This window comes from Mesorhizobium sp. B2-4-14 (assembly GCF_006442155.1).
Taxonomy (GTDB): Bacteria; Pseudomonadota; Alphaproteobacteria; order Rhizobiales; family Rhizobiaceae; genus Mesorhizobium.
In genome coordinates, this window is sequence record NZ_VFVA01000004.1 from 64400 (window position 1) to 76657 (window position 12258).

Here is a 12258-nt window from a genome sequence, read left to right on the forward strand (position 1 = left end):
CGGCGTTTGACATGTTGCAAACGAATTGGAATGATGCCAGCAATCAAGTTTTCTTATGGCGGATTTCCATGCGGCCGACCCTCGACAGCGATCTCCTGCGCACCTTCGTGGCCATTGCCGAGACCGGCAATTTCACCAAGGCGGCGGAGCAGGCGGGCCGCACCCAGTCGGCCGTGTCGATGCAGATGAAAAAGCTTGAAGGACTGGTCGGCGACAGCCTGTTCGAGCGCGGTTCACGTGGCGTCGTGCTGACGCGGCGGGGCGGCGAACTCATCGTCAATGCCCGCCGCATCGTCTCGCTGCTCGACGAGACAGCGGCATCGATCACCGCGGCGCCGCTGGGCGGGCCGGTGCGCATCGGCATTCCCGAGGAATATGGCCTCGCCATCTTGTCACGCGCGCTCGGCGCGTTTTCGAAACGCCACGCCCAGGTCGAGGTTACCGTTCGCTACGCGCATTCGGGGGCACAGATCGCGGCCCTCGCCGCCGGTGAACTCGATCTGTGCGTGGTGTTCGAATGGCAGGATCCGTCCGGCGGCGAGGTGCTGATGCACGATCCGACCGTCTGGGTGACCTCGAACCTGCATCACATGCATGAAGAACGTCCGGTGCCGATCGCCCTCTACAACCGGGCAGGCTGGTGCAAGGATTTCGCCATCAAATCGCTGGAGCAGCGCGGCCTTGCCTACCGCGTCGCCTATATGAGCGACACCAATGGCGGGCTGAAGCTTGCCGTCACCTCGGGGTTGGCGATCGCGCCGATTTCGCGCAGCAACATTCCGGACGGCTGCCGTGAGTTGTCATCCGTCGATGGGTTCGGCGCCATCGATTCCTCGAATGTGGTGATGCATCGCAACCCGAACGCATCCGGCGAGGCGATCGACGGCATGCAAGAGGCGATCCGGGAAGCGTTCAGGCAAGGCGTCTGAATGCTTCGGCTGATCGCCGCCGCTTCGCGTCCTCTGTTGTCCGTCCTGACGGAAAGCTGTCAGGAGCCGCATGATAGAAAGGCCCGTCGCCAACTGGAGAATGATGAATGATCATCTTCTACCACAATCCCTGGTCACGTGCCTCCGGCGTCCATTGGCTGCTCGAGGAACTCGGTGTGCCGTTCGAATTCTCGCGCGTCGACATCCGTGCGAAAGAGGGCGTTCCTGAATCCTACCGGGCAATCCAGCCGAACAAGAAGGTGCCGGCCATCGACCACGACGGCACCATCATCACCGAACGCGCCGCGATAACCATCTATCTCGCCGATACCTTCGCCGAAGCCGGCCTCGCGCCCGCCATCGGCGATCGTGCGCGGGCCACTTATCTGACCTGGCTGGTCTATTCGGATTCCGTCTTAGATCCAGTGGTGGCCGCCAAGGCACATGGCAAAGAATTCATGGGCAGCCGCTATTCCTACGGGTCCTTCTCCGAGATGGTTGCCAATCTGGAGAAGACGCTTTCGTCGCGGCCGTATATCGCCGGCGACAAATTTACGGCGGCAGACACGCAAATCGGCAGTGGCGTCTATTTTGCGACAAACGTGCTGCGCGTGCTGCCCGAGCATCGGGTCTTCCGAGCCTATATGGATCGTCTTGCCGCCCGTCCGGCATTCCAGCGCTATTCGCGAAGGGAATGGCGCAGGCGGCCGGAATGCTCGACAGCCGCTGACGGCTTCTTCCGCTTCAGGATACGTCTTGATGGAAATGCAGCCGGTTGCCGAATGGACCGGCGACCACTTCGCGTTTCTGACGCAATTCCGGACGGAAAACGGCTCACACTTTTTCTGGTATCGCCCTATTTCAGCTCCAGTAGCCGTTCGAGATAGCTGCGCTCGATATCGGGGCTCAGCGCATTGCCGAGCCGCTTGCGGATCGCTTCCAGGATCTGGCGCGCGCGCTGGACGTCGATCTCGTCGGGCACTTTCACCGAATCGCCGAAATCGGGGCCTTGGCTGGCGCGTGGCCGGCCGAGCGGATCGCGGTCGGCATTCTGCTGGCGGCCGCCTTCCTGGCTGCCGCCCTGGTCGCCCTGCATGGCCTGCATCTGCTTCATCATGTCCTTGGCGCCCTTGCGCAGCGCCTCGAGCGCCCGGCCCTGATGACCGACGGCCTCATCGCCCTGCCCTTCGCCGAGCGCCTGCTCGGCGCTGCCCATGGATTTACCGGCCTCGCCAAATCCTTCATTGGGCTCCATGCCCATGCCTTCGAGGCCCTTCTTCAACTGCTCGAGATCGCTTTTCAGCTGCCCCTGGCCCTCCTGCAGCTGCTTCAGCGCATCGGCGAATTCCTGCGGCGTCATCGGCTTTTGCCTGGCGCGCGGATCCTGGTCTTGGCCCAGACCCTGCCTGTCCTGATTCTCGCCACTGCCTTGTCCAAGCTGCTCGTCGGGGTTCTGCCCGCGCTGGCGCTCGCCGCGCTGCATCTGGTCCATGCGGAAAGTATCGTTCATCATCTCCTGCTGGCGCCGCAGGATCTCGCCAAGCTTGTCCATCTGCTGGCGCATCTGGCTGTCCTGCTCGCCGCCCTGTTGCTGACGGCCGGCCTGGAGATTGTTCATCATGTCCTGCAACTGCGACAGCAATTGCTGCGCCTTGTCGCGATCACCCGACTTCGCCAGGTTCTCGATCTGGTCCATCATGCGGTCGATGTCGCTCTGGCGCAGTTCCTGGCCGTTCTGCTGCATTTGCGGTGCGTTCGGGTTCTGCTTGGCGCGTTCGGCGAATTCCTGCAGGAACTGGTTCATCGCCTCGCGCAGTTCCTTCATCGCCTTCTCGATTTCCTGGTCGCTGGCGCCGTTCTTGATGGCGTCCTGCAGCGCCTGTTGCGCCTGGCGCAGCCGCTTTTCGGCGGCCGAGAGGTTGCCCTCCTCGATGCCAAGCGCGATTTCCCAGAGATAGGCGACCTCGCTGCGCAGCTGATCGTCGTTCCCGGCCAGCTTCAGCCGGCTGCGCGCGCTCATTATGGCGAGGTAGTGGGACATGGTGTCGAACGTGTCTTCAGGCCGCAGCGTGATGGCGTCGATCAAGTCGAGCACGTGTGGCTTGGCATTGGTGTCAAGCGCCAGCAGGCGGCGCTGTTCGATCACCGCCCGCGCCAACGGGTTGGTGAACGGCCGCTCGGGCATCACCAGCGTCTTGGTCTCGCTGGACGCGGTGTGTCCGGCGTCGTCCGTGGCGACCAGCGTCAGCTTGATGCTGCTGCCGGCCCAGACATGCTCGGTCAGGTCCTTCGTGGTCCTGGCGGCATTCGACTTGCCGCCGCGGCGCGGCAGCGTCAGCGGCATATCGGGTGGGCCATAGAGCGGATGCGCACCCGGCGCTTGCGGATCGGCCAGCGCGAAGACCGCCTTGGCGGTGGCGGCGCCATAGTCGTCGTCGATCTGATAGTTGAGCTCGAAAGCGCCATTGGCGGCGCGCTTGGGCTCGCTGACGAAGCGGATCTGCGGTGGCTTGTCAGGGATCACGGCGAAGGCCCAGCGGCCGAGTTCGTCCTCGCCCGATTTCAGCGTGAGCGTGCCGTCGCTCGTCAGCTTGCCTGTGAACTGGCGCACCTTTGACGGCACCGCCGGGCCCGCGGCCGGCTTGGCCGAGGTGGCCTGAGGGCTGGCCGGATCGATGCTGCGCGCGCTGCCATCCTTGTCGGCATAGGCAAGCGTTTCCTCGCCCGAGCCACCGGTGACGCGCAAGGAGACGTCGCTACCCTCGGGGACATGAAAGGTCGGCGTCGCCTGGTTGGCGTCGGCGGTCAGGAAGATCGGCGGCTTGCCTGTATAGGCCGGCGGCGTCACCCAGGCGTCGATGCGCGGCGGCACGGCGTCGTGCATGCCACGGGCGCTGAACCCGTCGCCTATTCGGCCACCCGTCGGCCCGAAGGAGAAGGCAAAGGCGGTGACGAGCAAAAGTGCGACTACAGCGCGCAGCGCCCAGGGGTCGCGCTCCGGCACCCGCGTGCGCGGCACGTCGGCGCCGAGGCTGTCGAGCCTTGCGGCCATGCGCTTCTGGTGCTCGCGCCACAGCGCCTGCGAGAAGCTGCTTTCCCGGCCGCTTGGCCGGTCGGCCTGCGTCAGAACGGGGCTGTGCAGCAGCTTGTTGGCCGCCTCGATGCGGCGGTCGATCTCGGTCGCGGCGGGCATGCGGAAGAAACGCAGCGGATAGAGTGCGGCAAGCACTGCCAGGCCGAATGCGGCGACAAGGCCGATGCGTACCGCATCCGGCAGCCGGGAGAAAATGCCGAACCAGGAGGCAGTGAGGAACAGGCAGGCGACAATGACCAGCGGAAGCAGCAGTGGCCAACCGCGCTCGACCACCATCGAGATCCGCGTCGCCAGCCGGCTCAAGGCCAGGCGTCCGGCCAGTCCGCGATCGCTGCTGAAGATGGGTCGTTCCGTCATCGGCCCTTCCAAGAGCGTTCCCTTCCGAATGAACCGGAATGGGGCTCTATCTCTTTAAACATGATCTGTTGTCGAAAACCGGAGTCCTCTTTTCGGGATCATGCCGTGGGACCGGGCACGATAGCCCAAGCCTCACAACTCGAAGAATACCAGCAAACACGGCAAAGGCGAGGCAGTTTGAAAAAACGTGAACCCGGCCGAAATGGTTGCAATCAAAAATTGGCGGGGTTTGCGTTGGCGCCACAGACCAGAACGGCGATGCGCTCGCCTGATGCGGGCATATAGCGCCCGGACAGGATCGCGGCGAAGGCGACGGCACCTCCCGGTTCGGAAATGATGCGCGCCCGGTTCCACAGCGCCTTTTGAGCGGCAATGATGTCGTCGTCGCTGACCAGGATGGAGCGCTCGACGAAGGCTTCGGCGATCGGGAACATCATTTCGCCGACGCGCTTGGGCGCCAGGGAATCGGCGGCGATGCCTTCCGCGGGCGCGTCGACGGGCCGGCCGGCCTCGAAGGCGCGATGAAGCGTCGGCGCGCCCTCGGGCTCGACGGCGACGATGCGGATGCGGCCGGCATACCAGGCGGCGATGCCGCCGATCAGGCCGCCCCCGCCGACGGCGACCAGCAACGTGTCGATCTCAGGCAGGTCATCCTCGATCTCAAGCCCGAGCGTGCCCTGACCGATCAGCGTTTCCTCCTGGTTGAAGGCATGGATCTGCAAGGCGCCGGTGTCCTCGGCGAAGCGTTCGCTGGAGGCCAGCGCCTCGGCATAGCGGGCGCCGCCAACCACCAGGTCGGCGCCATAGCCGCGAATACGCTCCAGCTTGGCTTGCGGGCTCACTTCGGGAACGAAGATGGTCGCCTTGTGTCCGAGCCGCATGGCGGCGTAGGCGACCGCCGCGCCGTGGTTGCCGCCCGATGCGGCGACGACGCCGGCCTTGGGAACGGGTCTTTCCAGCAGGTTGGTGAAGGCGCCGCGCGCCTTGAACGAACCGGAATGCTGCAGGCATTCCAGCTTGAGGTCGATCGCCAGGGGCGGGCGATCGAAATCGGCCATGTCGACGCGCAGCACCGGCGTGTGCCTGATATAGGGACGGATGCGCGGTTCCATCGCGGCAATGCGCTCGCGTGTGACGGTGCTGTCTGGCATGGGTTCTCCCTTGACGTTTCCCTTGACAGGCCGGCTACTTCAGCCAGTCGGGGACCGAATCCAGCCCGATCAGGTCGTCATAGGTCAGGCGAGGGCGCACGACGTGGAAACGGTCGCCGTCGACCAGCACCTCCGGCACCAGCAGGCGGGTGTTGTAGGTGCCGGCCTGCACGGCGCCGTAAGCGCCGGCAGTGGACACGGCAACGAGATCGCCGGCCTTCAGCCTGGGCAGGTCGCGGTCGAGCCCGAGATAGTCACCGGTCTCGCAGACCTGACCGACCACGTCGACCATCATGCGGGGCACGTCGGCCGGCGGCTGCACGACCGGCCTGACGTCGTGGAAGGCATCGTAGAGCGTCGGCCGGATCAGGTCGTTCATGGCGGCGTCGACGACGAGGAAGTTCTTCGCGTCGCCTTCCTTCACGAAGATCACTTCCGAGACGAGGATGCCGGCATTGCCAACGATCAGCCGGCCCGGCTCGAACATCACCCTCAAGCCCAACTTGGTGACGTGCTTTCTGACGATCTGGGCATAGGCGTCGGGCAAAGGCGGCGGGCTGTTGTCGACGCGATAGGGAATGCCGAGGCCGCCACCAAGGTCGATATGCTCGATGGCATGGCCATCGGCGCGCAACGCGCCGACCAGATCCACCAGCAGGGCGAAGGCGTCGTCGAAGGGCTGCAATTCGGTGATCTGGCTGCCGATATGGGTGTCGATGCCGGTGACCTTGATGCCCGGAAGCGTTGCCGCGCGCGCATAGACCTGCCGCGCCCGCTGCCATGGAATGCCGAACTTGTTCTCGGCCTTGCCGGTGGAGATCTTCTTGTGGGTCTTGGCGTCGACATCGGGATTGATGCGCAGCGAGACCGGCGCCACCTTTCCGAGTGCCGTAGCGCGGGCCGACAGCAATTCGAGCTCGGGTTCCGACTCGACGTTGAAGCAAAGGATACCGGCTTCGAGGGCGAAATCCATCTCGCGCGCGGTCTTGCCGACGCCGGAGAACAGGATCTTGCCAGCCGGGATGCCCGCGGCCAACGCCCGGCGCAATTCGCCTTCCGAGACCACGTCGGCGCCGGCGCCGAGCTTGGCCAAGGTGCGCAGCACGGCCTGGTTGGAGTTGGCCTTCATGGCGTAGCAGACAAGCGCGTCGAGCCCGGCAAAGGCCTGGGCGAACACCCGGTAGTGCCTGGTCAAGGTGGCCGTCGAATAGCAGTAGAATGGCGTGCCGACCTGGGCGGCGATATCGGGGATGGCCACGTCCTCGGCATGGAGCACGCCGTCGCGGTAGTCGAAATGGTTCACGAGAGTGGTTCCGGAAAGTTGGGGCACGACGACATCGGGTTGGGAAGATCTGACCCGATCCCGTCGGCCCTAGATCAGCGGATCGAGAATGAACTTTTTGTCCCGGACCGGTTTTTCCGGCTCCGGCGGCAGGGGCTGTTTGGCTCTCTCGGCATCCTTGCGCGCCTGGACGGCCGCCTCGTACGGGGTGTCGAGACCGGCCTTGCGGCCGCAGGCGGTCACGGAGGCAAGAGCCGCCAGAAGCGTCAGCGTCACCAAAATCCTGCTTCCGGTCATCGATCCATCCGTCCGAAACGTTTGCCAGCCGCCGCTTTTAGCCGAGTTCTCAGCGCATTGCACCCCGGATATTGCGATCGCAATATCGGGATATTGCTCGTCGCAATATCCGGTATCACGCCTTTGCGATGCGCTTTTTCCAGGCGCGGATCTGCTTCCTCACCTCCGAAGGCGCCGTGCCGCCGAAACTGGTGCGGCTCTTGACCGAGTTCTGCACCGCCAGCACCGAGAAGATGTCGGATGTGATGCCGGAGTTGATCGACTGCAGGTCCTCCAGCGACAGCTTCTCCAAGCTCACCTTCTTCTCTTCGGCGAGCGCCACGGCGCGGCCGGTGACATGATGCGCCTCGCGGAAGGGCAGGCCGAGCGTGCGCACCAGCCAGTCGGCAAGGTCGGTGGCGGTCGCGTGGCCGGAGCCGGCGGCCTTCTTCATCGCCGCTGCGTTGACCGTCATGTCCGAGACCATGCCGGTCATGGCCGCCAGCATCAGGTCGAGCGTCTCGGCTGCGTCGAACACCGATTCCTTGTCTTCCTGCATGTCCTTGCCATAGGTCAAAGGCATGCCCTTCATCACCGTCAGCAGGCCGACCAGATGGCCGTTGACACGTCCGGTCTTGCCGCGCACCAGTTCGGCGGCGTCGGGATTCTTCTTCTGCGGCATGATCGAGGAGCCGGTGGAGAAACTATCCGACAGCCTGATGAAGCCGAACTGCGGCGTCGACCAGATGATGATCTCTTCGGCCAGCCGCGACAGATGCGTGGCGCAGATCGCCGCCAGGCTTAAGAATTCCAGCGCGAAATCGCGGTCGGAAACGCTGTCCAGCGAATTGCGCATCGGCTCGCGGAAGCCAAGCGCCCTGGCGGTCTGGTGGCGGTCGATCGGGAAGCTGGTGCCGGCAAGGGCGGCGGCACCCAGCGGGCTTTCATCCATCCGTTCGATGGCGTCGCGTACGCGCGACAGATCGCGCGAAAACATCTCGACATAGGCCATGCAGTGATGCCCGAATGTCACCGGCTGGGCCGCCTGCATGTGGGTGAAGCCCGGCATCACGGTCGCCGCATGCTCCTCGGCCCGCGCCAGCAATGCCCTGATCAATCCTTTCAGCGCTTCGGCGACGCGAAAACACTCGTCCTTGACCCAGAGCCTCAGATCCACCGCCACCTGGTCGTTGCGCGAGCGCGCGGTGTGCAGCCGGCCGGCAGCCGGACCGATCAGGTCGGCGAGGCGAGCCTCGACATTCATGTGGATGTCTTCCAGCTTGGTCGAGAACTCGAAGCTGCCAGCCTCGATCTCTTTCAGAATCGTGTTCAGCCCGTGAGCGATTTTTTCTTGATCGGCCGCCGAAATAATGCCCGTCTGCGCCAGCATCTCGCTATGAGCGATCGAGCCTCTGATGTCCTGCGCGTAGAGCTTGCGGTCGAACGAGATCGACGCGTTGATCGCTTCCATGATCGCGGCCGGACCCGAGGCAAATCGTCCGCCCCACATCTGGTTGCTGGTCTTCTTGTCGCTCATCGCTATAAACCCGTGCTTCGGAGCAGTTTGAGAAAAATGGCAGACGGAAACAGATTTTTCCCGGCCCCGCGCCTGATCCTCGCCGCCCTGGTGGCGGGAGTGCTGGCCGGCGCGGTCGCGGTATATGTCAGCGAGAGCCGGTCTGGCAACAACGCCGCGCCGCAAGCGGCGGTCGCCGGCAGCAGCGACGACGTCGCCTGCGCCGCCAAGAGTGACCGCGCCAAGAAGGTCGCGGCTGCCGCCACCGGCGAGGTCGCCGCCCTGTTGCCCGCCGATCCGCCGCAATCGATGAAGCGCCTGGCCTTCAACGGCCCGGACGGCAAGCCGATGACCATCGCCGACCACGCCGGCAAGACGGTGCTGCTCAACCTCTGGGCCACGTGGTGCGCGCCGTGCCGTGCAGAAATGCCCGCGCTCGACGCGTTGCAGAAGGAGAAAGGCAGCGACGCCTTTCAGGTCGTCGCCGTCAATGTCGATGCCGGCGACGATGTGAAGCCGAAGAAGTTCCTCAAGGAAACCGGTGTCGAGACGCTCGGCTACTATCGGGATTCGACCATGACGCTTTTCAACGACCTCAAGGCGCGCGGCCTGGCGCTCGGCCTTCCGGTCACCATGCTGATCGACGGCGAAGGCTGCCTGATCGCCCACATGAACGGTCCGGCCGAATGGTCGGGGCCTGACGCCAAGCGGCTCGTCGAGACGGCGCTGGGATCGTGAGCAAGAGGCTAGGCTGAGCGCACGCTTGGCTTGAGCAATATAGGGTTGTCGTCCTGGTGGTCAGCGGCGCGCACCGGAGTACGCTTGCCGTTGCCCTTCAGGTCGTCGAACGTCTCGATCGGCGTCGGCTTGCCGAGATAGTAGCCCTGGCCGATCTCGCAGGCCTCCGCGTCCGGGAACTTCAACTCGCCAGGCGTTTCTAAGCCCTTCGCCAGCACAGGCAGGCCGAGCCCACATCCCGGCCCCAGCACAGCGCGCACGATTGCCGCGAGCTGGCCGTTCGTGCGTCAGCTGCTGCACCAGCAGCATTCATCCATTTATCCGGCTAATCATTGTGACCCGTCTCGGGCTTTACGCCGGCGACGATCACCCTGGCTACCTAAGGCGCCGGTACGACATTTTCATGCTGGCGCAACCGCCGTGAGGAGGAACGAACAGCTGTGCAAAGGCCTGGGAGCCACAACAGAACTGTCACATACCTTCTCTAAGAGAGCGGGCAAGGACTTGCGCAAGACCCTTGTCATCAGCCACTCAAGAGGGAAAAACCATGACCATGATCAAGCGGGGCCTCGCTGCCCTTGCCGTCGGTGCGCTCGGTAGCGCGCTGGCGATGCCTGCCTTTGCAGAACCGGTAAAATTCGATTTCTGGTTCGGCCTTTCGGGCGACCTCGCCCGCGTCGTCGACACGATGTGCAAGAACTTCAACGAGTCGCAGAAGGACTACGAAGTCGTCTGCACCAGCCAGGGCAATTACGATGCCACGCTGCAGAACACCATCGCCGCCTTCCGTGCCGGCAAGCAGCCGACCATCGTCCAGGTCTATGACGTCGGCACCGCCACCATGATGCTGTCGGGCGCCTACAAGCCCGCCGACAAGCTGATGGAGGAAAACGGCTACAAGATCGACTACGCCGACTATTTCCCCGGCATTGCGCGCTACTATGCGACCTCGAAGGGCGAGATGCTGTCCTTCCCGTTCAACTCCTCGACTGCCCTGATGTACTGGAACAAGGACGCCTTCGCAAAAATCGGCAAGACCGAAGCGCCCAAGACCTGGGAAGACGTCGGCGCCGACCTCAAGGCGATGAAGGACGCCGGCTACGAATGCCCCATGGCAATCAACATCTCGGCCAACGAAAGCTGGCAGTTGATGGAGCAGTTCTCCGCGATCCACAATCAGCCGATCGCCACCAAGAACAATGGCTATGACGGGCTCGATGCCCGCCTGGAGGTCAACAAGACCAAGTTCGTCCAGTACGTCACCGACCTCAAGAAGTGGTATGATGCCGGCCTGATCAAGATCAAGTCGAAGGATCTCGGCCAGGACATGGTCCAGTCCTTCGCCTCCGGCACCTGCCAGATGATCCTGACCTCCGTCGGCGACCACGGCACCGTCGGCAGGACCCAGAAGGAAGGCATGAAGTGGGACGTCGCCGAACTGCCGGTCTATGCCGGCACCGAGCGCAAGAATTCGCTTGTCGGCGGCGCTTCACTGTGGGTGCTCTCCGGCAAGTCGGACGCCGAATACAAGGGCGCGGCCGCCTTCCTCAACTTCATCCACGACCCCAAGACCGCTTTGTTCTGGTCGACCAACACCGGCTACATCCCGGTGACCAAGTCGGGATTTGACTACATGAAGGCCGACGGTTTCTACGACAAGGCGCCCTACAAGGGCCGTGAAGTCGCGATCGCCAGCCTGACCGCGTCGGAGCCGACCGAAATCACCCGCGGCGTGCGCCTGGGCAACTTCACCCAGATCCGCGCCGAGTTCGGCACACAGATGCAGGCGATCTTCGCCAACAAGGTCAGTGTCCAGGAAGGCCTCGACACGCTGGTCAAGAACGGCGACGCCATCCTCGACCGCTTCCAGCAGACCTATCCGGGCAAGACCCTGCCCTGATAGCCGAATGCCAAAGGCCGCCCGTATTCTTCCGAGCATGACCATGCTTGGGTCGACGGGCGGCCGTTTCGCATATTAATCTCACCCTTGCTCCAGGCCAGCTGTGAAGCGGCATCGGCGGACCGATGGAAAAACGCGTTACCTTCAGCAGATCGACGATCGGCATCCTGTTCGCGGTGCCGCAGCTCCTTCTGATCTTCACGTTCTTCTACTGGCCGGCAGGCCAGGCCGTGTACTGGTCGCTGACGCTGCAACAGCCCTGGGGCGGCGGCAACATCTGGGTCGGGCTCGACAATTTCCGCTCGATCCTGGCCAACGCCGATTATTGGAACTCGATCACCGCCAGCCTTGTCTTTGCGGGGATCAGCACCGGCCTTGCGATGTTCATCGCGTTGGTGCTCGCCGCCTTGACCGACCGCCAGCTCGCCGGCTCACGCCTCTATCGCGTGGTGCTGATCTGGCCCTACGGTATTGCCGCGCCCGCGCTGGCGATGGCGTTCCGCTTCATCCTGGCGCCGGAGGCCGGCTTCATGGCCGTCCTCAACCAAGTCTGGCCCGGCTTCTGGGACCCTGGTCTCGACGGCGCCGATGCCATGGCTTCGATCATCGTCGCCTTCTCCTGGAAATATGTCGGCTATAACTTCATCTTCTTCCTCGCCGCCTTCCAGGCCATCCCGCGTTCGCTGATCGAGGCGGCGGCGATGGACGGATCCGGTGTCGTCAGGCGCTTCTGGGACATCCAGTTCCCGCTCATCACGCCGACGATCTTCTTTCTGCTGGTCATCAACATCACGGAAAGCTTTCAGGATTCCTTCGGCATCGTCGACATCATGACCTCCGGCGGCCCGGCGAACGCGACCAATCTGATGGTCTACAAGATCTATTCCGATGGCTTCAAAGGCCTGGATTATTCAGGCGCCGCCGCGCAGAGCATCATCCTGATGCTGCTCATCATCGTACTCACCATCTTCCAGTTCCGCTTCATCGAGCGGCGCGTGCATTACAGGTGAGATAG

Annotated in this window: 10 protein-coding genes and 1 pseudogene; 5 read left to right on the forward strand and 6 right to left on the reverse strand. The window is 63.6% G+C overall.

The window, feature by feature from the left end:
* Positions 1 to 68 precede the first annotated feature (68 nt).
* Both FJ938_RS05070 and FJ938_RS05075 read left to right on the forward strand, forming a co-directional pair.
* Positions 69 to 929, forward strand: coding sequence for a LysR substrate-binding domain-containing protein (locus FJ938_RS05070; protein ID WP_140613084.1), 861 nt, complete (start codon positions 69 to 71; stop codon positions 927 to 929).
* 107 nt (positions 930 to 1036) lie between these two features.
* Positions 1037 to 1816, forward strand: a complete 780-nt coding sequence (locus tag FJ938_RS05075; protein ID WP_140691732.1) for a glutathione S-transferase family protein — start codon at positions 1037 to 1039, stop codon at positions 1814 to 1816.
* Here FJ938_RS05075 and FJ938_RS05080 read toward each other — a convergent pair.
* From FJ938_RS05080 to argH, 5 genes are all read right to left on the reverse strand, one after another.
* The gene (locus FJ938_RS05080) at positions 1786 to 4380 is read right to left on the reverse strand and encodes a TIGR02302 family protein (RefSeq protein ID WP_140691734.1); all 2595 of its coding nucleotides are present in this window, start codon (positions 4378 to 4380) and stop codon (positions 1786 to 1788) included. The two genes, FJ938_RS05075 and FJ938_RS05080, sit on opposite strands and share 31 nt — an antisense overlap.
* A gap of 212 nt (positions 4381 to 4592) precedes the next feature.
* Positions 4593 to 5531 carry a threonine/serine dehydratase gene (locus FJ938_RS05085; protein WP_140691736.1) on the reverse strand — a complete coding sequence of 313 codons (939 nt, stop codon included), beginning with the start codon at positions 5529 to 5531 and terminating at the stop codon, positions 4593 to 4595.
* A gap of 34 nt (positions 5532 to 5565) precedes the next feature.
* A complete protein-coding gene (gene lysA, locus FJ938_RS05090; RefSeq protein WP_140691739.1) occupies positions 5566 to 6834 on the reverse strand; it encodes a diaminopimelate decarboxylase in 1269 nt (422 codons plus the stop codon).
* A gap of 69 nt (positions 6835 to 6903) precedes the next feature.
* The gene (locus FJ938_RS05095; protein WP_140613079.1) at positions 6904 to 7110 is read right to left on the reverse strand and encodes a lipoprotein; all 207 of its coding nucleotides are present in this window, start codon (positions 7108 to 7110) and stop codon (positions 6904 to 6906) included.
* Positions 7111 to 7225: 115 nt separating this feature from the next.
* Complete coding sequence (argH, locus tag FJ938_RS05100) at positions 7226 to 8626, reverse strand: argininosuccinate lyase (protein WP_140691741.1); 1401 nt, start codon at positions 8624 to 8626, stop codon at positions 7226 to 7228.
* 36 nt (positions 8627 to 8662) lie between these two features.
* Between argH and FJ938_RS05105 the strand changes: the two genes are divergently transcribed.
* Positions 8663 to 9343 (forward strand): TlpA disulfide reductase family protein, encoded by a 681-nt coding sequence (locus FJ938_RS05105; RefSeq protein WP_140691743.1) that lies wholly within the window; start codon positions 8663 to 8665, stop codon positions 9341 to 9343.
* 8 nt (positions 9344 to 9351) lie between these two features.
* On the opposite strand, the pseudogene FJ938_RS05110 reads toward FJ938_RS05105, so the two are convergent.
* Positions 9352 to 9624, reverse strand: a pseudogene (locus tag FJ938_RS05110) (bifunctional diguanylate cyclase/phosphodiesterase); the annotation flags it as partial.
* A 266-nt stretch (positions 9625 to 9890) separates the two neighbouring features.
* On the opposite strand from FJ938_RS05110, the gene FJ938_RS05115 reads away from it, so the two are divergent.
* Positions 9891 to 11243: an extracellular solute-binding protein gene (locus FJ938_RS05115; RefSeq protein WP_140610519.1), complete on the forward strand. Its 1353-nt coding sequence runs from the start codon at positions 9891 to 9893 to the stop codon at positions 11241 to 11243.
* A gap of 125 nt (positions 11244 to 11368) precedes the next feature.
* On the forward strand, positions 11369 to 12253 hold the full coding sequence (locus FJ938_RS05120; protein WP_140691747.1) for a sugar ABC transporter permease: 885 nt from the start codon (positions 11369 to 11371) through the stop codon (positions 12251 to 12253).
* Positions 12254 to 12258 lie beyond the last annotated feature (5 nt).